Source organism: Stenotrophomonas sp. 22DLJC03 (assembly GCF_056861405.1).
On the sequence record NZ_JBSPUG010000003.1, the window covers coordinates 255199 to 277129 of the forward strand.

The following is a 21931-nucleotide window of genomic DNA, read 5'->3' on the forward strand; positions in this document are numbered from 1 at the left end:
TACTCGTACTCGCTGTTGCCATCCCTCGGAAGAACAGCACTAGGGGCCTCCGTGCTGCAAGCACCTTTGTTATTTCTTACTTCGTCCGCAACGAGACTGGATCATCGATGTTCGACATGTCGGCCTGGATCTACATCCACTGGCCACGCCAATTTTGGTGGCGTGGCTTTCAGCGCTCTAGAAATGGCGTCAAGCTACGGCGTTCTGGGGGGTGGCGCAACTGGGGCAAAAGTTTGCCGAGCGCTCCACCACCGCTTCGCAACTGCTGCAGGTTCTATAGGTCTTCTTCGCGATGATCTTGTTACGCATGTAAGCGATCTGAATCACAGCGGGAACGGTCACGCGGTAAGCCGGGCTGGAAAGGTCGGCCAAGGTCCATACTGCGGTGATCGCCCAGCCAATGGGTCCAAGCGCCAAACTGACACTCTTGGTAATGGCTGCGCCAGCACCGAATGTAAGGCCACGGCCGAGAATCGCCTTGGCAACTGCATTGGCAACGATAGTAGCGATCTTGTAGGTGGCAAACCCGCCCAAGCGAGCCGTCTGAATCAGTAGAGCAAGTGCCCCTGGCCCCGTTGGCAAGCTGCCCAAACCGAGCTCATTGGCGACCGCTTGCTTCTCTTCCTCAGACATCTTTTCTACTGCCTTGCCAAGAATCTTGCGGACGATGACCAGTTCTATGTCGGCTACCGCAGATACACTGGGCATCTTGACACCAAGGTGGCTGGCCACGTCACTGACGATCTCGCTGTACGCAACCGTCGGCGCTGCATCTGGCAGCAAGTTATCAAGGAAGCTTCCAGAAAACATGCCGCGTGCCTTGCGAAATGCGTTACCGACTGTATTCCCGCCAAACTCAAGAATTTCCTGAGCAATCAATGCCCGCTCGGTTGGGCCGTAGTGCTGCTTTTCTTTGGCATTGATCAGGATCCTGCACATGGCGCTGTCAAGCGTCAGGCGGCCAGCTCCCCGATCGGTAATGTAGTCAACTAGGATGTCGAGATCCTCGGCGTCAGCTTCCGCCAGGATCACCCCCAGATCATTGGTAACACGGATGTCTTCGTTGCTAAGAAAAACGGTGACGGTCATGATTAGTCTCGAAAATTTGCGCCCATCGCGGCGCAGAGGGTCAGGAGAAGAGGGATGTATTCTGGGTTGGAAGCGTGGAGTTGCTGTAGCGGTGGTGCAGCACTTGTTGCTCCAATTCGATATGCCTGGGCTTCGACGTTGGTGCGAACCATCTGATCAACGTTCGCGGGCAGCTGCTGCAGATGGTTGGTAAGTCGCGCCAGGTCGCGACCGTTCTGGACACTGGCGGAAGGACCGTGGTCATTGCTGGTGCAGAGCCGATTGGCGAATTCGATGAACCTCGGATTCGTGCTTGCTGCCCCGTGCGTGAAAATTGCCTCCGCGAGTACTTTCCAGTCCCTATCGCGCATGAGCAGAAACGCGGGAGGTACCCCTAGGGCATGGGCGATCTGGCAGATGGACTTGAGGGTTGGATTGGCTTCGTTGCTCTGCTTAAGCAACTTGGTTAGTGAGGAACGAGACATTCCCGCGTCCTCAGCGAGTTGTTCCTGACTGACAATAGTGCGCTCACCATCTTCATCAATGGCGGGTTTTGCGCCTGCGATCCGTCTAATGGATCTTATGAAAGCTTCTGCAGTACTTGCGTGCAATGACTTGGGCTGATCGAACATTGAGCACTCCATGCGATGCTGAATTCTCGTTGCTCCATTCAGGGCTGGCTAGCTGCTTTGAGTATTTCAGTAGACAAGTGCGAAATCTTGTCCACTGAAGTGGACAAGCACCGGGCTGTCTTGAGCTCACGCCGACTGCAATGGGTCGATGCAGGCAAGAGTTCGATGGGGTGAGCGGAGCTTCATGAAGTTGGCAAGAGCACTGTCCAGTGCGGGCGTTGTTCAAATGACTATGGGTTCACAGCGGCCGCATGCGTGGGTCGGCAGCGTTGGACGACGTAAGCCTGGGTGATGGCCGGGCCACCAGAGAGATGCACTTCCACCCGCACCAGCGGGGCATCGACCCCTGCGCGGGCACGGCTGTGGACCAGCGCCAGGCTCATGTGTGGGTTCCTGCAGAGAGACGCTTGATGGTGCGGCAGGTGCTCTGCGCGGGGATATCGGGAATTGTGGGCGACACAGCTAGGAGGATTCCGACAAGTGCCTGGAGCGAGCCTTCTCCCTTCGCGGCATCCAGTCTCTGCAACGTGAGCGCCGGAACTCGCCCGGCATCAAATGGATCGGAGTTGATCAGCCAGAACCGCTGCAATCAGCCCATCCGTGGCCGCTGCCGGCTCTCCTCCTGCTGCCGCTCCTGCGCTTGCGCCAGCTGCTGCGACTGCTCCCGGTCCTGAGCGCCGAGGCTCCGGTTGGCTGCTGCATACTGCTGCTCCGGTGCGACCGACAGGGCATCCTGTGTTGGCATCTGCACCCGGTTGGCGGCGGGGTCCGATGACGCGCCCGGCCCGGAGCGCGTCACGAACAGCGTGGTACCCGCAGCACGGGTCTCGGTGGCTTCACTCAATGCCACGTCTACTTTGTCGCCGGGCTTGAACCCGGCGTCTGCCGCAAGCCGGTAGGCGCTGGCCAGCAGGCGGTCGCTGTTCTGGTCCCACGGCTTGTTGTTCTTTTCATCCAGCATGGCTACCGACGAGCGCAACTGCTCCAGCAGCCCGCTGCCATCCGGGCGCAGGACTGTGTTGTGGTGTCGGCCTACGTCAGCGTCGTGCTGCGAGGCAGGCCTGGAGGTGTGTGGCGAAGGTGCGTCCGGTACGACGCCCGCAGGTTGTTGCTCCTGCTCTGAGGCCGTGCGCTGCGCGTGTGCCTGAGCAATCTCCTCTGGCGTAGTGACGGAAACGATCTGCATGCGCTCGTCATCTTTCCCAGCCAATGTGGCCAGCGAGCCATCCTTCTGTACCTGCAGCATGAAGGTGCCAAAGCTGGGCGCGGTGCGTGCATGATCCTGGGCAACCGCGGCTACAGCGTCATCAATTTCAACTGCGCTTCGCACAATGCCGGCGCTTCGATAGGCGTCCACGACCTGGCTGCGCAGGCCGTACTCGGTTGGCGTGGGATTGGCCCGGGCAATGTCGGCCATGGACGTCAGCTCCTGCACACCGGCCTGCTGGCTCTGGCGCGTGCGATTGAGCTCCTCGATGATGCTGCCCTCGGCCGGGTTGGTGCCATACACCCAACCCCGGGTGTGCCATTGCCCGTTGGCGTCCTGTGTGTACTTCTCGCCGTTGGAAGCGCGCAAGGGCTGGGTCTGGGTCTGCGCGTTGGCGATCACCTCCGGTACCGGCTCGATGGTGGCGAACTCGTGCCAGTTGTACTGGTTGAACGCCACCCGGTAACGGGCGGCGAGTGCCTCCGGCGTGTTGGCGGCGTTCTGGGCAATGATGCGCTGCGATTCCAGTTCCAGTTGCCCAGCCTTTTCGGGGCTGACTGACACGCTGTGGTCGAAAGGGACGCGCCCATCAATCATTGAGTGGATGGAGAGGTTCCATTCGCCGTTGTGCGGGTTGCGCACGTAGTGGCGGTTGGTTTCAAACGGCTCGCGTGGCGGCGTGTTGTCGCCGCCTGCATCCAGCTTGAAGGGGTTCTGCGGTTTGGGCAGGTTTGCCATGCCCAGCGAATAGGAGTCGTTGGCAGCTTTGTAGTTCAGTTCATCCACCAGCCGGCCATCGGCGACCATCGTGGTATCGCGGTAGCTTCCGTCGGGCTGCGGCGTGCGCACGCTACGGCTCCAGGTGCCATTTGCATCTTCCGGGTCGCGGCTCCATTCGTTGCCGCTGCGGTCCACCTGGGTGTAGACCGCTTTCTTGTCCTGGTACTGGGCCCAGTACTCACCGGCGAAGCCACCGGCCACGCCGCCCAACAGCCCGGTAGCTAGTGCACCTGGTCCGGTCCACGAGCCGGTAACGACTCCGTACCCTGCGCCCAACAGGAAGCCGCCGCCAAAGCCGCCCGCGGTACGCCCGACGAAGTGGGTGGCTGCAGATTCTGCGCCGGCGTTGTTGCCCTCGCTGCGCAACTCGGCCACGCGGTGGCCGGTGATGGCGAAGTCCACGGCCAGTGCGGCGACGCCAGCGGTACCGAGTACGCGCGCGCCACTAATCTGCCCGCGTGTGGCGACGGCAGCCTCGGCGGCACCTTCCGCAGCGCCCGCTCGCCCTGCAGTGCCAGCCAGTTCCGGAGCCGCGGTTGCCGGGCCAGGGCGCACGATGGCCAGCGGCATTTCCGGGTTGAACGCCGTGCGAACGCGGACGGCAGTGTGCTCGGTCAGCGGCAGGCGGCCGCCCTCGTTGGCCTCTTGAATTGCGGTGCCCAACGATGCGCGGCCGCCCCAGCGCTCGCTCAGGGTAGAGTTGCCGGGTTCGTCGATGGCATCCAGTGCCAACTTCACGTTGGCTTCGGACTGGGTGACACCACGCCAGCGCAGCTCGGAGGGGTTGAGGGTCTTCAGTTCCGCAATCTGTGCGGCGTGGGTACGTTGGTAGCCGTCCAGATCGGCGAAGAAGGTGCGGACCTTGGCGTTGGCCTCCGCCGGGGTCATGTTCTCGGGCGTGTTGGTGACCAGGTCGCCGTTGAGGATGCCGGCGCGAAGGGTATGTTCGAGGTTCTGGATGCGGGCGCCCATCCGCTCGGCAGCGGCAGCCCGCACATCCGGCGGAGTCTCCTTCGACAGCAGGGCTCGGCCATCGTACGTTTCCGCGAGGTCGTCGAGAACGAACTTCAGCTGATCCGAATACGCACCCAGAGGGCCGCCTGAGTGTGGCGAAATACCCAACCTGGTTGCCAGCGCGGGGTTCGCGGGCAGGTTGAGAATGTTGTCGGGTCCGTGGAGCGCGAAATGACCACTCCTGGCAAGCGATTTCAGCAGCGGGCTCTGTTCGAACGCAATCTGTTCGATCAGATGGTGTCCCTGAAAAACCGGTGTGTCGGCCATGCGCACCACCTCATTCAAGAATCCGTTTGAAAGAGCTCGTCTTAAATGTCGGCTACATCGCGCAGCCGTACGCCGGAGAAGTTGGCCGCACTCAATGCATCAAACATCGCGCGGTCGCAGATGGGCGGTGCGCCCATGCGATCCTGACGGAAGATATGCGCATTCCCCACAACATCCTGTTTGAATACCAGGCTCGCTCCGCCGACGAGGCTGTAAAGCTTCTCGTCCTCGCCGGTCTGATAATTGTGGTCGAGCTTGATCCTCACGCGTGAAGCGGCCCCATCCAGGGCATCGAGTCTGCGCAGCACATTGCCCAGGTAGTACCGGGGGCCGGGGCTGCCGTCAGCAAGGCTGAAGTCGCAGGCCACAAATGCAAACGCCTCGGGGTCCATCTGCTCGAACAGCTGCTTCAACGGCTCCGACACAATCCATATGCCGGCGAGCTCTTCCAGATCGCGCGGCATTCCGCCCTTTTCTGGTACATGAACCAGATGGGGACGCTCCGGATACTGGTCTGGCGTTCCATCAGGACGCGAGACGACATTCATCCCCGGGTCGATCAGCTTCTCTTCATTGGCGATCTCTATGCCGGGAACCTTGCCGTTTCCCGGGACGCCGGCGTCGATCAGGAAGAATTCGCCCTTATGAGATGCGGCTTCGGCTGGAACTTCAATGGGGGTCGAGTCGGTCACGGGGGCTTCCATCATGGATGCGGGGGCAGGACGGGAAAGCAGTCGAGCCGATGCTAGCGGGGCTGCAGCGCAGCCACAAGTTCCACCGAAACGGTGCCGCGATACCCGATTTACGTGAATCTCGGGAAAATTCGGAACAATGCAAAAGATGGTGTTGCGATTCATTCGTCACCCCGCGCATAGGCAGAAGGGAGCGCGCCGCGAGCGGGCGCTCAATCTTTGGGGCGCATCCGCTCGTGGATGAAGGCGGTCAGTGCAAGATCGGCCATCACTAGCCCCTCCATCACCCGGTCGCCCACGTACTGCTCAGGCTCACCGTTCTGGCGCGTGCGCTCGGCCGCCAGCAGGATCTCCTGCACGATGCGCTGCCCGGTCAGCGCGCAGTCGGCGTCGGACAACGCCATCTGCCGGCTGCGCAGGTGATGTCGCTCGGGCCAGGGCTGGCCATCGGCCGCAGCGCCCGCGCCGATGGCGTGCAGGATGGCGATGAGGCTGTTGGGGTCCAGCGCGGGCGCGGGTGACGGCGCTTGCTGGATCGGGCGCGGGGGCGGGGAGTGCGGCGTGGTCATGGCGGGCTCCGTGCATGCAGGCGGAAGCCGCCACCGATAAAGGTGGCGGGCAGAGCGTGGCTCGAAAACCGGTGTGTGATGATCGCCGGTGGGCACGAGGCCCCCACGCCCCGCCCGCCATAGCCGGCAGACGGATTGCCAGCCGGCACCACGCAAGGTGATGCCGGCTGGCAAGCGCAAACTTCATCACAACAACGGGTTTTCGAGTCCCGACCACCGATGCACGGTGGCGCAGTAACGATTACCTGCTGTTGTGCGGAATGCCAACGGGTAGGGGTCAATGCCGCCAAAACCCGAGACGCTTTTGGCATTGTCGCATAGCCCCGGATGCGGCGAGAGCCTTGGCGTGCTTGGCGGAGCGGCGCTTCTGTAACGGAGTCGTCAGAACCTTCCGTCAGAGATGTAGGGCGCGGCAAATGCGACAGCATTGGTCCGACGGTCGCTGATGGATGCCGCGTATTCTGCCTCCATGCGTGAGTGACTTTCTGCCTATTGACCTCGTGGGGCGTCATGCAGAATCTGACTACCGCTGTAGTCACCAGGAACTGTCCTGCCCGCAGCAGGAAGGTTCTGCGGCGTTTGAACGGACTCCACCCACTGGCGCAGGCCGCTACAAGGATCACTGTACGTGTTACGCCGCAATCGACTTCTTCTGTCTGCGGGTCTGCTCCCGCTTCCGTGGTTCCTGTTCTGGACCAGCGTTGCTGCCCTGTTCGCGCCGGGTTACAACCCGCTTGCCCAGCACGCCAGCGAGCTGCTGCAGGCGCCAACGCTCGCAAGCATCTGCGGCAGGATCGCCGCCATCGGCTCCGGTGTCGGCTTCGTGGCGTTCTCCATCGGGGTGTGGCGGGAGTCCGGTCGCCGGATTGCCGTAGGTGCAATCTGCTGGTTGGTCTTTGGCATTTCCATGCTGACCAACGGGCTCTGGCCCATGGGCCATCCGATGCACGGCTTCTACACCATCGGTATCGTAAACATCATTGCACCGGGGATGTCGCACATCGAACTAAGTGCGTGGTCTGCCAACCGAAGGGCGTACGCCGTGACTGCTATGGTGAGCATCGCGGGCATCGTCTATCTCTGGTTGAACGTGGTGGGAGCGGATCCGGATGGGTTCAGGGGGCTGACACAGCGCATGTTCTCGTCGATCAATTCGCTGTGGCCGTTCCTGGTTGCGCTGTACCTGCTGCGCAGGGGTTCAAGCGCGCTGAAGGTGCAGCCTGCGATTTGATGGAAGGGCATGCAGGCACAAGGACGACTGTTAAGCGTGCGGAGTTGAGAAGAGGATGAGGATTTTTCGCCGTCAGCTGATCTACGTTCAGGTGCATCAGGACCATTTTATTGCGCGCCTGGTCGGTGGAGACAGAACCATTCGCCGCCAGTGTCATGCCCTTGGCAATCGCGCGGGTCCGATCAAGGACTTCTCGAATATCCGGCCCCTGCTCAAGGCGATCCTCTCGGAACTCATGCCTGGGTTCTCTCTCGTCAAGCCGTGGGGGCTTCTGCACTTTGATCCGGTTGAGTACCCGATCACGAAAGAAGAACTGGCCGGGTTCCAGAAGGCTGCCATGCAAAGCGGTGTGAGCTTCTGTTTTCTCTCCACGTGGGAGCAGCGGCATGAAGACAAGGATCTGTTGGAGATGTTCAAGTAGGGTTCGGCACGAAGATTATTTCGGGGCAAGACCGCTTCGTGATTGGGCCTGGTGGATCTATTGCGAGCGTCCGCTTCTGGCCGAAAGCGGACGACCTCAACACACTCTGCCCGCATCCACTTGCCCCAACCCTGCATCCAGGTAGAGCAGTCGACGGGACATATGTCGGCTGGGCGGCTAGCGAGAGGGTGCCCGCGGGAACAGCAACCTGGGGGTTGCGAACAGAAGCAGCCACGCACTCATGGCAGCCGCATACGCAAGTACACCACCCACCAGGAAGGTGCCGAGCAGGCTTCCGGTGAATAGTCGGTACAAGCCGCGGCCCCGGCCCGCAGCGTCTTCTCCCAGGACGAGTACGATCACTGGGAGGATCATCATTCCGCTGCAGAGGATGAGCGAGAAGAGACCCAGCAGCCAGCGCCTTCCGGGTGGGTTCCAAGGCACTGGGTAGCCCGACAGCAGTCGTCGCATCCGGAGAAACAATGCTGGAATCAAGAACAAGTACATCAGCGCCACATACAACCAGGTGCGGGTGTCGGCATGGACGGAGGCGAAGACCGCCTGGGGATAGGCGCTTGCTCGGTGGAGCACCTCCGCGCAAGCCGCCATGGCAGCACTCATGACCATTGCAGGCCAGAACAGCTTCGATACGTTGGACCACTGTGCATCACGCTGTTGCTGCTTTCCGTCGGTCGTTCTAGACATGAGATTCCTCCTGCTAATCTGCTCTAACGAAATCGAAACGGAGTTGGTCGGTAGAGGAATGCACGATCGCATCGATGCACGAGAAAGCCACAGAGGGCGTAACGCTGCAAGGCTGTCAGCCTTATCCGCGAGAGCGCCCCCCCGCCCCAGTAGTTCCCGGCGCCCCAAGTCTAGCCCTTCGTGTAACAGTCGCCGACAGGGGCCAATGGACTGCTTCTGGCCGGAAGCAGACATAGGCCAATCTGACATCAGAGCCCGTGCGCCACTTTGAGTATTTCGGCGGCGCGCTCGCCGATGACGACACAAGGCGCCATCGTGTTTCCGCTGGGGACGTCCGGCATGATCGATGCATCTGAGATCCGTAGCCGGTCGATACCATAGACCTGCAGATTGCCGTTCACGACGGACATCTCATCCCGACCCATCTTCGCGGTGCAGGCTTGGTGCCAGTAGGTGACAGCCGAGTCGCGGACGTACGTCTCCATCTCGGATGAACTCAAATTTCCCGGCATCGCTTCACGCTTGAGCAGGCTGCTGAAGGGCGATGCATGCGCAAGGTCCCGAGCGAGTTGGATCGTCTTCGCTGCATCGCGCAGGTCATCCGGATGCGACAGCGTATTGGCCTCGATCCGGCAATGATCATTGACGCCGGCGCCAGTGAGATGTACTGAGCCGCGACTCTTGGGATGGGAAAGGCCGGCAAACGTCATCCAGCCATGCTCCGGTACGCCACGAGGCGCGGTCTCCAGCGTGGGAACCGGGAACTCCAACTGGCAGTGGAAGACATCCGGCGCGTCCAGTGCGGGGTCTGTCTTCCAGTAGAGCGTGGCTTCGGATCCTCCACTTCCCACCGCAACTGGTCCGTTCGCCTCGAAGAGGCATCCGAACGAGACGTGATCCTGATGGTTGCGGCCAACGCCGGGCAGGTGCTGCACCGTCGCGATGCCATGAGGCGCGAGCTCGTCCTCCGGGCCGATGCCGGACTGCATGAGGACCTTGGGCGTATTGATCGCGCCCATTGAGAGGATCACCTCGCGATCGGCCATCAGGTGCTTGGTGCTCGCGCCCTGGACGACCTCGACACCAACGACAGTGGTGCCGTTGAAAAGCAGTCTGCTGACCTGCGTATGCGTCAGAACGGTCAGGTTGGCCTGCCCCAGCTTCGGGAAGATGTAGGACCGGAAGATCGATGAGCGTCGGCCCGCCTTCACGATCAGGTCGTTGAGCGCGACGCCACCGCGTCCTTCCATCATCGCGCCGTTCGGGCTGTCGAAGATCGGCATGCCCAGCACTTTGGCCGCCTCGATCATCGCGATGGCCACTGGCTGCGGATGATGGGGCGCTTCCACATGCACGGGGCCACCAGTGCCGCGTCGGCGGGGATCCGGCATGCCGCGCCAGTTCTCGATCCGACGGTAGATCTCAAGCACGGACTCGTAGCCCCATGCATCGTCACCTGCTTCGCGTGCGAAGTGGTCCCAGTCGCTCTGATGACCGCGCGCCCACACCATGACGTTGATGCTCGAGCTTCCGCCCAGCGCCTTGCCCATGTTCAACGGGATCGCACGGCCATTGAGATGTGGATTGGGCTGGGCGACAAAGGCCCAGTCACGGTCGGATCCAAGATTCAGGGGCCACCGCGCGGGCTCCAACACCTCCGGCGTCTCATCGGAGCCTCCCGCCTCGATCAACAACACGCGTAAGCCCGGATGCTCGGCAAGACGGCCGGCCAGCGCGCAGCCGGCAGGACCGGCACCGCAGACGATGAAGTCGTAGCGTTCTTGATGGCCGGGATCATGCGTGTGCGAATGAGGGGGGAAGGACGTCGTCAAAGGGGGGAACTCCGGGCAAGGGAACAGCGCCAGGCAGCCGGATACGGCCGCCCGCCGTGGGCAGGGCGTGTTGTCTGAAGAGGAAAGCCGGACGCGACGGGGGAGGAGTCGGCGTCCGGCAGGTTGCGATCTTACTTGGTCGAGCGACCTGCTTCCTTGGCCGCCTGGTCGATCGTGTCGGCGACCACCTTGGGCTGGGTCATGAAGACCGCGTGGCTGGCAGAGACCTTAGTGATGCGCGCCTTGATGCGCTCGGCCATGTGGATGAGCATCGCTTGGTCGAACGCCTTGTCTTCGGTCGCTATCACCGCCCAGCTGGGCTTCGTGCGCCAAGCGGCCTGCGTCAACTTCGTACCGAACACCGACATGTTGATCGGCACCTGCGAATCACGCAGGAACGCCGCATCAGCGTCGGTGGTGTCATGGGCGAAGCCCGCCTTGAACTTGGCCGGGCTGATGAAGCCGTAGCCATCGCTTGCGGTCTCGATGACGAACTCGGGCGTGGGCGCGAAGCCTTCGTATTGCTGGGCGGTGGTCTCGCCCGCATCTGGCGCGAGCGCCGACACGTAGACCAGGCCTGCGACCTTGTCGTGCGCGCCAGCTTCGGTGATGACGGTACCGCCCCACGAGTGACCGACCAGGATAGCGGGACCGTCCTGGCGATCCAGCACACGCCGGGTGGCGTTCACGTCATCGGCCAACGAGGTTAGTGGGTTCTGCACGATCGAGACGCGGTAACCGCGTGCGGTCAGGTCGTCGTACACCGGCCGCCAGCCCGCGCCATCGGCGAAGGCACCATGCACCAGGACTACGTTCTTGATCCGGGTAGCGTCACGGGCAGCGATATCCGCGGCGTAGGTGGAGGGGGTGAAGCTGGCCGCCAGGGCGGCGGCGAGCACGGCGGGAATGAGCTTGAACATGGGCGTGTCCTCAGGTGGTGGGTGATGGCGGTTCGATGTGCGGCGTTGGCCGGCAGGGCTACTTTGGAACGAACAGCAGAACCATCGGGTACGTAAAGTCCAGATAACTTGACCAAAAGTACTGACATGCCCCGAACGCAATCCCGCCTAGGGTCAGTGGACGGGCCAGCCAAGCGCGCGCGACCGGGCAAGAGGGCGCCGCGCCATGCCGATGTGGCTCATCGGCGCTTGTCACGCCGTCGGCACGGTCCCGCCGTCGATGACGTGTTCTGTTCCGACGATGGATGCGGCGCGGGGCGAGACCAGGAACGCGATGAGATCCGCCACTTCGCTCGGCTTGGCCGGGCGCCCCAGCGGAATTCCGCCCAGCGCGTCCATGACCATCTGCCTGGCGCCTTCGTAATCCGTGCCCGCGTTGGCTGCGATGGTCCCGAGGAAATCGACCGAGGCTTCGGTCTCGACCCAGCCCGGCGAGACGCGGACCACGCGTACGCCCTTGGAGGTGACTTCCTTGGACAGCGCCTTGCTGTATGTGGACAACGCCGCCTTCGCCGCCGCGTAGGCGATGGTGGAATCATGCAGCGGCAGCACGTGCTGGATGGACGTGACATGCAGGACCACACCGGATCCCTGCGCGATCATCGCCGGCAACAGTGCGCGATCCATCCGCACGGCCGCCATCAGGTTCAGGTCCAGCGCCTTGGCCCACTGCCCATCGTCCAGCATGGCGAAGCCACCCGCAGGCGCCGACGATCCGCCCACCACGTTGATCAGGATATCGACGCCGCCCAGGTTTTGCCGGGCGGCCTCTACCGCCTCTTGGACACCCTCGGCGGTAGAGAGGTCCGCCGCCACGTAGTGCACGCCATCGATCGGCTTTCTGGGATTTGAGAGTGATGTCGCCACGATCCGCGCATCTAGTTGGGAGAGCTGCTCGACGACAGCCTCACCGATGCCTCGCGTGCCGCCGGTGACCACGACGCGCTTGCCTGCCAGTTGGAGGTCGAAACCCATCACGCCACCTCCAGCGAGGCGATCTTGCCGCGCTCCAGGATGAAGGCGTAACGCAGGCCCAGCGGGCTGCCGGGGAAATTTCCCGACACCTGGCAGGTGACGATGTAGCTGCGCCCTTGCGTTTCCAGCGTGTGGGGCTTGGCGGTATAGGTGTACCTGGCGGACGACTCGGTCTTCCAGGCTTCGATCGCGGCGAGGCCCGAATGAGTTTTGCCCTCGTCCAGGACGACACCGTCCTTGGTGAAGCAGCGGGCCACCGTCCGGCCATCCCGGCGGTCAGCTTCGAAATACGCCGAGATCGGCTCGGGCAGGTCCAGATCTTTCATTTCAATGCTCCGGTTGGGGTGTGCGGAGCTAGAGTGAGCCGTTCCCGAAGGTTAGAGAATCAGCTAGGATCTGATCAGGCTATGTAGGAAGCAGTGCACAATGCGGGGCTCCGAATTCGCGGAACTCAAGGCCTTCGTGGCCGTCGTCGACCGGGCCAGCTTCGCCAAGGCGGCCGATCATCTGGGCCTGTCCCGCTCCGCCCTCAGCCAGATCATTCGGCAGCTTGAGTCCCGGCTCGGCGTGCGCCTGTTGAACCGCACGACACGCAGCGTGTCGCCGACCGAACCCGGACGCCGTTTGCACGAACGGATTGCTCCGATGCTGCGCGACATGGACGAAGCAGTGGCACAAGCCATCGGCATAAATGCGCGCACGGCGGGAACGTTGCGGATCAACACGCTGAGCATGGCGGCAAAGAAAGTGATCGCGCCGAGATTGGGGCGTTTCGCAAAGGCGCATCCGGATGTCGTGCTCGACATCGTGATCAACGATGGACTGAGTGACATCGCGGGCGAGGGCTTCGATGCCGGCATCCGCGTGGGTGGTCGACTGCAGAAAGACATGGTGGCGGTCAGGCTGACACCGGACATCGACCTGCTGGCCGTAGCCTCACCCGACTATCTCGCCAGACACGGCGAGCCGAAGACACCGGCCGAGCTCAGCCATCATGCCTGCATCAACTGGCGCTTTCCCGGGAGCGGGAAGGTCGCAGGGTGGGAATTCAAGAAGAAGGGGAAAGGCGTCGAGTTCTTTGGCGATGGCACGGTGATCTCCAATCACCAGGACATCGTGGTGCCCGCCGCACTCCAGGGCTTGGGCATCTTCTATGCCTACAACGATGACGGCATTGCCGAAGCACTGCAGGACGGACGACTCAAGCGCGTCCTCTCCGACTGGTCACCGACGGTGCCTGGCCTGTATCTCTACTACTCCAGCCGGCGCTATATGCTGCCGGCGCTCCGCGCCTTTATCGATTGTCTGCTTGATCGCGATATCGGCACCGATGACTCCTCCACGTCCGGAAGTGTTCGTTGATAGTCGATGTCCGCTTTCGACCCAAAGCAGACATTTTCCTCCCATGCCGCGAGCTGTCATAAGTGCTCTGCTAGGTAAGGGCGACGACGCCGGAGCCGTAGCTACGTTCAACGCCGAGTGGGAGCTTGTCGAGCAATGGTTGGACCGCTGGCGAGACAATATGGCTACCTGCCCCGAAAACTTTGAGGGGTGCGGTTGTTGCTTCGTGTATTGGGAAGTGGATGCACCGCAGTGTGCGCTAGAGGAGCTTCCTTCTCATCTCTTGACTGGCAAGTGGTAGCCGACAACCAGCCTCCGCTTCTGGCCGAAAGCGGACGTCGATTGCGAGTAGCGCGTATCAACTGTCATCGCAGCGGCGCAAGGCAATGTATTGGGAGACCTACCGTTCCCGGTCGAAGCTCTTCTTGTGCTCGGGCGTTCTGCCCAACTCAGAGGATCTCTCCCATGAGCGGGTTTTTGGCATATCAAGGAGCTGCTCCAATGAATCAGCCGAACGGATTCTGTAGCCTTGCGCCGTACTGGCGACGGCTAACCACTGCGCTGGCGGTTCTCCGCTTCCAATCAGCTTCCTCATTACGCTGAGCCGCCTCAGATAGGATTCGAGGACCCTTGGTGCCACGCCAAGCGGAGACGTTTGTCTATCAAGCCCAGTGCAGTTAACCAGTAGATCCACCATCGCCGTTCCTCTGGTGGCCTGACATTTGTTCGCTTCGGGGTCCCGCAAAAATGCGGAGTAGCGCATTGCACCAATCGTTATTTCATCTTGATCCTTCGCGCCGAAGCACAAGAAATGGGCCTTCTTGGCGATATCCTGCATCTGCTTATCCTCCAGATAGCGCTGAAGGTTGGCCGGTGGCCACTTGCCGCGTTCTGAGCGTGCGGCCGGCCAGCTGCGCTTGAACTCCAGCGCCACACACCAGTCCCCCCCGCGATGAGATCGCCGAACGTGCCGTCGAGAGGGGTCTGCTGGAACAGATTCACAGGCAAGGGTTTTCCAGTTCTACCGCTCTCGTAACCCAATGCGTAGATGAAGGCACCTAGGAGCTGGTTCTCGTAGGCGATGCCTGGACGTGCAGCCGCTTGAAGGCTGGTACTCAATTGCTTCTCTCCTGATGACACGATTCGCGCGCTCGGTTCGACTATCCGCACGGGGCGCTCGCGGGATTTGATGGCTTGATCAGTCCGGAGAGGGGGCGGTCGCATCCAGGCACCGCCCCTCCGACCTAGCTCAGCGCTTTGTCTTGGTGGGATCGACCAGTCGGTAGGTTGATCCGCGGGTCGGCGTCGGTGGCAGGGGTTCCCGGCGCACTACGGTGCGCTCGGGACCTTGCCCCCCGCGTGGGCCGATGATCTGGTACTGACCCGACGTCGGGGCGGGCTGACCCGGCTTGAGTCCACTGGGCTTGCTCATACTGGCCTCCTTGGGCGCTATCGGTATTGCATGATTGGATGTTCGGTGTACCGAACAAGGTGGAGTGTGCCGTGCATATTCGCTACTGTCAAACATCTTGTTCGGTATAGTGCAACTTCCGATTGCACTGACCTTATGCACAAACATGAACAAAGCCCTTCAGACCAAGGTCAAAGATCTTCGGAAAAAGTCCGGCCTCACACTCGACGCCTTGGCGGATGCGACTGGCATCAGTAAGAGCTATTTGTGGGAGATAGAGAATCGCAAGGAAGCTCCCAGTCCCTCAGCTGAGAAGCTGGGTGCGATCGCTGGCGTCTTTGGCGTTACGGTCGACTTCCTGCTTCACGAAGAAACCGGGAGCCCGGAGGAGAGGCACTTGGATGAAGCCTTCTTCCGCAACTACAGCAACCTTGAGCCGGAGGACAGGGAACGTGTCAGGAAGATCGTCGACAGCTTCAGAAAGGGATAGGTCCGCGGCGCTGACCCCGCCGAAGGCCGCTTACAGGCTTACGAATCTGCTAAATGCCATCTCGCAAGCCCACGGCACGCCTAGATTTCCTATAGACGTGCAGGGCCTGGCGTTGGAAGCCGCGAACATCTTCAAGTGGGATGACCCCATCACCGAAGTGCGTGGGGAGGCGATCAACAACTTCGATGGCGCTCTGTTCCCGGATGACGGGCGCAAACGCTGGCTTCTTCTGTACAACAGTGCCCTAAGGTCACTCGGCAGGATCAAATTCACCCAGGCTCACGAACTAGGGCATTATTTATTACACCGCCATGAACGCGAGTGCTTTCAGTGCACCGATGAAGATATGGTCGATATCGACCTGGATGAACGGGATATTGAAGCCGAGGCGGACTACTTCGCGTCCACATTGTTGATGCCGCTAGACGACTTTCGTGCGCAGATGGGCACTGACGCTAGTCTTGATGCCATAAGCGGTTGTGCCGATAGATACGGCGTATCTCTGACTGCAGCACTGCTTCGCTGGATTGGTTACACGGACCACAACGCTGTGGTAGTTATTCACCGCGATGGGTACGTCCTGAAGTCTAAAGCAAGCCAGTCCGCGTTTCGTAGCGGGGCGTTCTTCCCGTCGCGGCGGAAGGTAATCGCAGTCCCAGACGATGTACTTGCGTCTAGTGACGTGACGAAGAATACGATAGGCGTTGAAACGGACGCTAGGCTCTGGTTTCCATATGTGGCAAGTGGAACAAGTCTTCGTGAAATGAAGGTCACTGCCGACCACTATGACTTCGCCATCTCACTTTTGGTTCTGCCACGAGGGACCTCTGCTTGGAAGCCGCGCTGCTCAGACAAGGCATGATTCAGTGGGATTCGCGGTCAAGCTGCTGTAGATGAGACGTCTCCTTTTGGCCGGGAGCGGACATTGGCTCGCGCAGGGCATTTCCTGTAGATCAGTGGCTAGCTAGCAACCCGTAGCGGACTTGCCCGTGTGTCTTGAAAGTGGATCTGGCGGGGCTCCTGATCCCATGCGTGGGGCCGGCCATGCGCTGGCTTGATGGCTGAGCTCGGCCGCCCTAGGATCGCGCTGTATCAGCAGAGCGGCCCAATATGCGGGGACGCGGGATGAACGCTTGTGTGAGACTGGTCTTGTTCACGAGCATGGCGCTATGCCTTCTGGCTTGCACCAAACCCGGTGGCACCGCCAGCGATGTGATCGCAGGAGCAGAAGCGGAAGCTACGGCCCCGAGTCCGCCGCGCAGATGCAAGCCAGAGCCCGCGCCGGTGACAGATACGCTCAGGCGCTGGTCGAGAATCATTATCGCGAGATAGGCAATGCAGCGCTGTACAGGCAGTGGATGGAGGAGGGCGTTTCGAGAGGAGACCCCGCAGCGATGCAGCGCCTGGCTTCCCATCTCATCTCTTTGGGCGGGACCGAGAATTGCCAGCGGGCTGAAGTGATGCTGGTGCGCGCGCGCACGCTTGTGACGGACGGCGATGCGTCGTTCCATGGAGCCATCGACTCCACGATGCGGAGGCTTAAGGGCGAGCTACCAGGTAGCTCGTCCTGCAAATGAAGGTTATGTGGCCGTGCCGATCTTCCACTTCTTCAGTTGATGATCTCGCCGCTACCGGACGCAACAAACGCCTTCAACTGCCGAACGAACTCCGGGTCGTAGGCTTCCCACTCCACAATCTCCCCAACAACCCGCAATGGCTGCGCACTCCGATACGACCGCGTAGGGTTCCCGGGAAATTTCTTGTTAGTCACATTCGGGTCGTCCTCAAACGGCCCGGTCGGCTCCACGATGTACACACGCGGTCGCCCCTCACCGCGAGCCATCTCCGCAGCCAGCCCGGCGCCCTTGGCAATGATGGTGAAGTAGATGTGGTTCATCACCACACTGTCGCGATAGTTGGAGCGGAAGCCCGCGCTCAGCAGCTCTCCCACCGCGAGGTCGGCGCGGGTGCCGTGATAGAACGGCCCGGTAACCTGGTCGCAGGTATCATGCGTAACGGGTGTCCATTCGGTGTCCTGTGCCATCGGCACTGCCCCTGCGTGTCCTGCCGGATCGACAGGCTGGCGAGTCTAGGGCGCCCGGTGGGCCTTGCTGCAAGGCCCCATCCGGGAAATACTCTGTAAACGGGAGGCGCGGTGCGCCTCCTTTTTCATTCTGCGGTGCCGCGCCCTTCCAGCTCACGCACGGCCGTTTCCAGCGCGTCCAGCTTCTCGCGGGTCTTCAACAACACCGCGCGCTGCACTTCGAACTCCTCGCGGGTGACTAGGTCGAGCTTGGCCAGGCCGGCCTGCAGCGCGCTCTTGAAGGTGGCCTGCAGTTCCTCCCGCGATTCGCGCAGGCCTGGTGGCACCATGTCGCTGAGGCGACGCGCCAGGTCATCGATTTGGTTCAGGTCGATCATGGTGTGCTCCGTGAGGGCGGGCCCGTGCATCCTGCGCGGGCAGGGCGTTCAGGCATAAGGATACTGCTGGCCCCATGGCTGCGAACAGGCGGCAGCGACTTCGCACGGGCCGCGTTCAGGCGCTATCCTCCACGCCGGAAGACAGGAGATAGACGATGAAGATGGTCATGGCGGTGATCAAGCCGTTCAAGCTCGACGACGTGCGCGAAGCGCTGGCCGAGCGTGGGGTCACCGGGATCACGGTGACGGAAGTGAAGGGCTTTGGTCGCCAGAAGGGCCATACAGAGCTGTACCGTGGCGCGGAGTATGTGGTCGATTTCCTGCCGAAGGTGAAGCTGGAAGTGGCGGTGACCGATGACCAGGTGGAAGCGGTGGTCGAGGCCATCGTGAAGGCGGCCGGCACCGGCAAGATTGGCGACGGCAAGGTGTTTGTGTACGACCTGGGCAGCGTGGTGCGTATCCGTACCGGTGAGTTGGACGCGGACGCGTTGTAAGCGCGCCGCGGGCTGCCGGCACCCGACAGTGATGCCGGGACGCGACGAGGTAGAGTCGACTGTTAGTCGACTTGCGCGCGAAGCGCGGGGTTTTACGTCGTCGGAAAGAAGAGCAGTCGACTAACAGTCGACTCTACCCAGCCGGGGTATCCAGCCCAGTCGGGTATCCAGCCCAGCCGGGGTATCCAGCCCAGCCGGGATATCCAGCCCGGTCGGTGTATCCAGCCCAGCCGGGGTATCCAGCCCAGTCGGGTATCCAGCCCAGCCGGGGTATCCAGCCCAGTCGGGATATCCAGCCCAGTGGGGCACCCAGCCCCATCGGGCAATCGGTCGCATTCCCAGAGGCGAAGCGCTTACCGGCGCTTCGCCCACTTGTAGAACCGCTTCCAGCCCTGCCGCACCGCAGCCACCCAGCCCGGGTCGGCCACCAGTGCGGCCTGCGCGGCGCTCGGGGCCTGGCCGGTCACGCGCTGGCGGATCTTCAGCAGGTTCTTCATGTCGCTGCGGCGCATCTGCCGGCTCAGCGGGTTGCGGCGCAGCCAGCGCGGGGCGCGCCAGGCCGAGGTGAAGTCCAGCAGCACCGGCACGCCGCCGCTCACCACCACATTGGTGCCGTGCAGGTCGTTGTGGGTGATGCCGGCGGCATGCAGGCGGCTGAGCGCGTGCTGCAGCTGCTCGAACACGTCATTGCCCACCGCCTGCGCGGTGCTGAGGGTCTGGCCGGGAATGAATTCCATGCCCAGCGCCAGGCCACCGAGGGTGCCGAGCAGGGCCGGGGCGTGCTTCCAGCCGCCCAGGCGCTGCAGCATGCGCGCCTCGCGACGCACCATCAGCCGGGCGACGGGCGACAGCGGGGTGCCGCGATAACGGGAGTAGTCCTTGATGACCGCCTCGCGCCCGTCCAGGCAGGTGCGGTAGACATCGGGGGCGAGGAAACGTTCGCCGCGCTTGAGCAGCAGCGGCGTTGCGGCGTCATCGCCGCAGGAGGAGGGGGGAGTAACAGGGAGGTACATATCAGGGTCTCGGGCGACCCGGTGGGCGGCGCTGAGCGTCAAGCGAACCGGTAGTGCAGGGGAAGTACTAATGTTTTGTTAATTTTAGTACTCGCCAGTTCGCTATTCCACGATTTGTCGGAGAAATGTCGGGGTCGTGGCTGGAACAGTTCGTCACGCCGAATCGGACAATTACGTCTCACTTGTTGGCGTGGGCCTTTCAGATCAGGTAGTTGTGCCTTCCTGACGTCCATTCATTCGCGTTCCGCTGCACGCCATGCACGCCTGGCTTGACCCCGACGCACGGCCTGCCGACCATAAGCTGTTAATTCGCGACATCGGCGGCCGCCCCTCTCCGGCACGTCCCCGTCCCCTGCCGCGGTCCCCTCCGGTGCTGGCCGTCCGGCCGTGCATCGCCCTGATTCCCGTTCCGGCTGCGGCTGGAGGAAAGTGCTTTGATCATCAAAATCGTCATCGCAGCGCTGTTCGTCGCCTGCGTGCTGTACATCCACTTCCGTGGCAAGGTGCGCGCGCGCTGGTCGCGCCAGCTGCTGGACCACTCCAGTTTCATGGCCCCGATCAACGTGGTCATGTACATGTTCTCGAAGGTGCCGACCACGCCGTTCCTGGACCCGGCCAAGGAATTCCCGCAGCTGGAGCCGCTGCGCCAGAACTGGCAGATGATCCGCGACGAGGCGCTGGCGCTGCGCGATGCGCAGGCGATCGCCGCGTCCAGCACGTTCAACGACGCCGGCTTCAATTCGTTCTTCCGCCGTGGTTGGAAGCGCTTCTACCTGAAGTGGTATGGCCCGTCGCACCCGTCGGCGAAGGCAATGTGCCCGAAGACCACGGCGCTGCTGGAGTCGCTGCCGGACGTGCGCGCGGCGATGTTCGCGCAGCTGCCGTCGGGCAGTGAACTGCGCCCGCACCGCGATCCGTTCGCCGGTTCGCTGCGCCTGCACCTGGGCTTGGCCACGCCGAACAACGACGGCTGCTACATCGAAGTGGACGGCATCAAGAAGAGCTGGCGCGATGGCGAGTGGATGATGTTCGATGAGACCTACATCCACCATGCGCATAACGAGACGCCCGATGATCGCGTGATCCTGTTCTGTGACATCGCCCGCCCGCTGCACTTCGGCCTGCCGGGCCTGTTCAACCGCGCGGTCGCGGCCACGCTGTTGGCCGGCGGCGCCTCACCGAACCTGCCGGGTGACCCGACCGGTGGCGTCAACAAGGCCTTTGGCAGCGTCTACAAGGTGCGCCTGAAGGCCAAGGCACTGCGCGAGCGCAGCGTGGTGGCTTACCAGGTCATCAAGTGGGGCTTGGTGGTGGCGGTGATTGCCGGTATCTGGGCGCTCTGATCGTTACATGAGGTTGCCGGCCAGCGGCCGGCACTACCGGGACATGAAAAAACCCGCGCTGGTGACAGCGCGGGTTTTTCTTTTGCATGGGTGGGTGCCAACCTTGGTTGGCACGCTTTCCGATCAGCCCTTCAGTGCGGCCTGCACGAACGGCGGGGTCACCAGCACGCCGGTGTGCAGCGCGGCGGTGTAGTACAGGGTCTCGAAGGTCTTGGCGGCCGAGTCGGCCTGGCGGAAGTCGAAGCTGCTTTCGCCCTTGCGCGCCAGGGTCACGCTCCACCAGCCGGTGGGGTAGCACGGCTGCGGGAACGGCAGGGTCTTGAACGAGCCGAAGCCGGCCTTGCCCATCTCGGTGCGCATTTCGTTGATCAGTTCCAGCTGCATCAGCGGCGACTCGGACTGCTGCACCAGGATGCCGTCGTCCTTCAGGGCCTTGAAGCAGCTCTCATAGAACGCCTTGTTGAACAGGCCTTCACCCGGGCCGACCGGATCGGTCGAATCGACGATCACCACGTCCACGCTGCCGGCCGGGCAGTTGGCCATGTAGGCCACGCCGTCGTCGAACATCAGCTCGGCGCGCGGGTCGTCGTTGGAATCGCACAGTTCCGGGAAGTGCTTGCGCGCCATCACCGTCACCTGCTCATCGATGTCGCACTGGGTCACGCTCTCCACGCCCTTGTGCTTGAGCACTTCGCGCAGGGTGCCGCAGTCGCCGCCGCCGATGATCACCACGCGCTTGGGTGCGGCATGGGTGAACAGCACCGGATGGCTGATCATCTCGTGGTAGAAGAAGTTGTCCTTGCTGGTCAGCATGATGGCCCCGTCGATGGTCATCAGGTTGCCCCAGTCAGTGGTCTGGAAGATCTCGATCTTCTGGAACGGCGACTGCACCTCGTCCAGCTTGCCGGTGATGCGGTAGCCGATGGCCGAGCCCGTGCGCTCGAAGTGTTCGATGTACCAGTTGTTGCTGTCAGTCATTGGAAAACAGTCCTGTTCGGAGGGGTGAAGCCGGGCTGGCGGGCGGGGCCGCGTGGCACAGATGCCACATCCGGACGGATCGGCCCGT

22 protein-coding genes and 1 pseudogene are annotated in these 21931 nt (G+C 62.1%); 7 read left to right on the forward strand and 16 right to left on the reverse strand.

Translation table 11 applies throughout. The annotated features are described in order from the left end of the window. Positions 1-189: 189 nt before the first annotated feature. From AC13GA_RS11830 to AC13GA_RS11855, 6 genes and pseudogenes are all read right to left on the reverse strand, one after another. Entirely contained in the window at positions 190-1089 is a 900-nt protein-coding gene (locus tag AC13GA_RS11830) for a hypothetical protein (protein WP_482998206.1), read from the reverse strand. A gap of 2 nt (positions 1090-1091) precedes the next feature. Continuing rightward, entirely contained in the window at positions 1092-1700 is a 609-nt protein-coding gene (locus AC13GA_RS11835) for a helix-turn-helix domain-containing protein (RefSeq protein WP_482998207.1), read from the reverse strand. 284 nt (positions 1701-1984) lie between these two features. Further along, positions 1985-2083 (reverse strand): annotated as a pseudogene (locus AC13GA_RS11840) (ATP-binding protein); the annotation flags it as partial. Between the two features lie 206 nt (positions 2084-2289). After that, entirely contained in the window at positions 2290-4968 is a 2679-nt protein-coding gene (locus tag AC13GA_RS11845) for an XVIPCD domain-containing protein (RefSeq protein WP_482998208.1), read from the reverse strand. A 41-nt stretch (positions 4969-5009) separates the two neighbouring features. Next, positions 5010-5672 (reverse strand): imm11 family protein, encoded by a 663-nt coding sequence (locus tag AC13GA_RS11850; protein WP_482998209.1) that lies wholly within the window; start codon positions 5670-5672, stop codon positions 5010-5012. 200 nt (positions 5673-5872) lie between these two features. Then, positions 5873-6229, reverse strand: coding sequence for a hypothetical protein (locus AC13GA_RS11855; protein WP_482998210.1), 357 nt, complete (start codon positions 6227-6229; stop codon positions 5873-5875). A 628-nt stretch (positions 6230-6857) separates the two neighbouring features. Between AC13GA_RS11855 and AC13GA_RS11860 the strand changes: the two genes are divergently transcribed. Together AC13GA_RS11860 and AC13GA_RS11865 are read left to right on the forward strand one after the other, a co-directional pair. Then, positions 6858-7460, forward strand: a complete 603-nt coding sequence (locus tag AC13GA_RS11860) for a DUF998 domain-containing protein (protein ID WP_482998211.1) — start codon at positions 6858-6860, stop codon at positions 7458-7460. Positions 7461-7515: 55 nt separating this feature from the next. Next, positions 7516-7881: a hypothetical protein gene (locus AC13GA_RS11865; RefSeq protein ID WP_482998212.1), complete on the forward strand. Its 366-nt coding sequence runs from the start codon at positions 7516-7518 to the stop codon at positions 7879-7881. A gap of 177 nt (positions 7882-8058) precedes the next feature. Here the strand turns inward: AC13GA_RS11865 and AC13GA_RS11870 are convergent, their stop codons facing one another. The 5 genes from AC13GA_RS11870 to AC13GA_RS11890 form a co-directional block, all read right to left on the reverse strand. After that, entirely contained in the window at positions 8059-8586 is a 528-nt protein-coding gene (locus AC13GA_RS11870) for a transporter (RefSeq protein ID WP_482998213.1), read from the reverse strand. 248 nt (positions 8587-8834) lie between these two features. After that, on the reverse strand, positions 8835-10418 hold the full coding sequence (locus AC13GA_RS11875; RefSeq protein WP_229290384.1) for a GMC family oxidoreductase: 1584 nt from the start codon (positions 10416-10418) through the stop codon (positions 8835-8837). A 131-nt stretch (positions 10419-10549) separates the two neighbouring features. Then, the gene (locus tag AC13GA_RS11880; protein ID WP_229290383.1) at positions 10550-11338 is read right to left on the reverse strand and encodes an alpha/beta fold hydrolase; all 789 of its coding nucleotides are present in this window, start codon (positions 11336-11338) and stop codon (positions 10550-10552) included. Positions 11339-11569: 231 nt separating this feature from the next. Continuing rightward, a complete protein-coding gene (locus AC13GA_RS11885) occupies positions 11570-12352 on the reverse strand; it encodes an SDR family oxidoreductase (RefSeq protein WP_229290382.1) in 783 nt (260 codons plus the stop codon). After that, on the reverse strand, positions 12352-12678 hold the full coding sequence (locus tag AC13GA_RS11890; RefSeq protein WP_229290381.1) for a nuclear transport factor 2 family protein: 327 nt from the start codon (positions 12676-12678) through the stop codon (positions 12352-12354). Before AC13GA_RS11890 ends, AC13GA_RS11885 begins: the two co-directional genes overlap by 1 nt. A gap of 100 nt (positions 12679-12778) precedes the next feature. Here AC13GA_RS11890 and AC13GA_RS11895 point away from each other — a divergent pair, with 100 nt between their 5' ends. Beyond that, positions 12779-13714 carry a LysR family transcriptional regulator gene (locus AC13GA_RS11895; protein WP_229290380.1) on the forward strand — a complete coding sequence of 312 codons (936 nt, stop codon included), beginning with the start codon at positions 12779-12781 and terminating at the stop codon, positions 13712-13714. 379 nt (positions 13715-14093) lie between these two features. Here AC13GA_RS11895 and AC13GA_RS11900 read toward each other — a convergent pair whose 3' ends face one another. Further along, complete coding sequence (locus tag AC13GA_RS11900; protein WP_482998214.1) at positions 14094-14627, reverse strand: hypothetical protein; 534 nt, start codon at positions 14625-14627, stop codon at positions 14094-14096. A gap of 643 nt (positions 14628-15270) precedes the next feature. Here AC13GA_RS11900 and AC13GA_RS11905 point away from each other — a divergent pair. Both AC13GA_RS11905 and AC13GA_RS11910 read left to right on the forward strand, forming a co-directional pair. Continuing rightward, positions 15271-15594, forward strand: coding sequence for a helix-turn-helix domain-containing protein (locus tag AC13GA_RS11905; RefSeq protein ID WP_049432001.1), 324 nt, complete (start codon positions 15271-15273; stop codon positions 15592-15594). Positions 15595-15691: 97 nt separating this feature from the next. After that, entirely contained in the window at positions 15692-16456 is a 765-nt protein-coding gene (locus AC13GA_RS11910) for an ImmA/IrrE family metallo-endopeptidase (protein ID WP_482998215.1), read from the forward strand. Between the two features lie 747 nt (positions 16457-17203). On the opposite strand, the gene arr is transcribed toward AC13GA_RS11910, so the two are convergent. After that, complete coding sequence (arr, locus tag AC13GA_RS11915) at positions 17204-17638, reverse strand: NAD(+)--rifampin ADP-ribosyltransferase (RefSeq protein WP_482998216.1); 435 nt, start codon at positions 17636-17638, stop codon at positions 17204-17206. A 125-nt stretch (positions 17639-17763) separates the two neighbouring features. Continuing rightward, complete coding sequence (ubiK, locus tag AC13GA_RS11920; RefSeq protein ID WP_482998217.1) at positions 17764-18015, reverse strand: ubiquinone biosynthesis accessory factor UbiK; 252 nt, start codon at positions 18013-18015, stop codon at positions 17764-17766. Positions 18016-18170: 155 nt separating this feature from the next. Here ubiK and AC13GA_RS11925 point away from each other — a divergent pair, with 155 nt between their 5' ends. Next, the gene (locus tag AC13GA_RS11925) at positions 18171-18509 is read left to right on the forward strand and encodes a P-II family nitrogen regulator (RefSeq protein ID WP_005411374.1); all 339 of its coding nucleotides are present in this window, start codon (positions 18171-18173) and stop codon (positions 18507-18509) included. A 353-nt stretch (positions 18510-18862) separates the two neighbouring features. On the opposite strand, the gene AC13GA_RS11930 is transcribed toward AC13GA_RS11925, so the two are convergent. Beyond that, positions 18863-19522: an RIO1 family regulatory kinase/ATPase domain-containing protein gene (locus AC13GA_RS11930; RefSeq protein ID WP_482998218.1), complete on the reverse strand. Its 660-nt coding sequence runs from the start codon at positions 19520-19522 to the stop codon at positions 18863-18865. A gap of 437 nt (positions 19523-19959) precedes the next feature. On the opposite strand from AC13GA_RS11930, the gene AC13GA_RS11935 reads away from it, so the two are divergent. Next, positions 19960-20865, forward strand: coding sequence for an aspartyl/asparaginyl beta-hydroxylase domain-containing protein (locus AC13GA_RS11935; protein ID WP_167796846.1), 906 nt, complete (start codon positions 19960-19962; stop codon positions 20863-20865). Between the two features lie 123 nt (positions 20866-20988). Here the strand turns inward: AC13GA_RS11935 and speE are convergent, their stop codons facing one another. Next, positions 20989-21843: a polyamine aminopropyltransferase gene (speE, locus tag AC13GA_RS11940; protein ID WP_136639275.1), complete on the reverse strand. Its 855-nt coding sequence runs from the start codon at positions 21841-21843 to the stop codon at positions 20989-20991. Positions 21844-21931 lie beyond the last annotated feature (88 nt).

Bases quoted from the DNA above. Each gene is read 5' to 3' on its own strand.
- AC13GA_RS11830 (WP_482998206.1), bottom strand. From the start codon at position 1,089: ATGACCGTCACCGTTTTTCTTAGCAACGAAGACATCCGTGTTACCAAT.
- AC13GA_RS11835 (WP_482998207.1), bottom strand. From the start codon at position 1,700: ATGTTCGATCAGCCCAAGTCATTGCACGCAAGTACTGCAGAAGCTTTC.
- AC13GA_RS11845 (WP_482998208.1), bottom strand. From the start codon at position 4,968: ATGGCCGACACACCGGTTTTTCAGGGACACCATCTGATCGAACAGATT.
- AC13GA_RS11850 (WP_482998209.1), bottom strand. From the start codon at position 5,672: ATGGAAGCCCCCGTGACCGACTCGACCCCCATTGAAGTTCCAGCCGAA.
- AC13GA_RS11855 (WP_482998210.1), bottom strand. From the start codon at position 6,229: ATGACCACGCCGCACTCCCCGCCCCCGCGCCCGATCCAGCAAGCGCCG.
- AC13GA_RS11865 (WP_482998212.1), top strand. From the start codon at position 7,516: ATGAGGATTTTTCGCCGTCAGCTGATCTACGTTCAGGTGCATCAGGAC.
- AC13GA_RS11870 (WP_482998213.1), bottom strand. From the start codon at position 8,586: ATGTCTAGAACGACCGACGGAAAGCAGCAACAGCGTGATGCACAGTGG.
- AC13GA_RS11880 (WP_229290383.1), bottom strand. From the start codon at position 11,338: ATGTTCAAGCTCATTCCCGCCGTGCTCGCCGCCGCCCTGGCGGCCAGC.
- AC13GA_RS11885 (WP_229290382.1), bottom strand. From the start codon at position 12,352: ATGGGTTTCGACCTCCAACTGGCAGGCAAGCGCGTCGTGGTCACCGGC.
- AC13GA_RS11890 (WP_229290381.1), bottom strand. From the start codon at position 12,678: ATGAAAGATCTGGACCTGCCCGAGCCGATCTCGGCGTATTTCGAAGCT.
- AC13GA_RS11895 (WP_229290380.1), top strand. From the start codon at position 12,779: ATGCGGGGCTCCGAATTCGCGGAACTCAAGGCCTTCGTGGCCGTCGTC.
- AC13GA_RS11905 (WP_049432001.1), top strand. From the start codon at position 15,271: ATGAACAAAGCCCTTCAGACCAAGGTCAAAGATCTTCGGAAAAAGTCC.
- arr (WP_482998216.1), bottom strand. From the start codon at position 17,638: ATGGCACAGGACACCGAATGGACACCCGTTACGCATGATACCTGCGAC.
- ubiK (WP_482998217.1), bottom strand. From the start codon at position 18,015: ATGATCGACCTGAACCAAATCGATGACCTGGCGCGTCGCCTCAGCGAC.
- AC13GA_RS11925 (WP_005411374.1), top strand. From the start codon at position 18,171: ATGAAGATGGTCATGGCGGTGATCAAGCCGTTCAAGCTCGACGACGTG.
- AC13GA_RS11930 (WP_482998218.1), bottom strand. From the start codon at position 19,522: ATGTACCTCCCTGTTACTCCCCCCTCCTCCTGCGGCGATGACGCCGCA.
- speE (WP_136639275.1), bottom strand. From the start codon at position 21,843: ATGACTGACAGCAACAACTGGTACATCGAACACTTCGAGCGCACGGGC.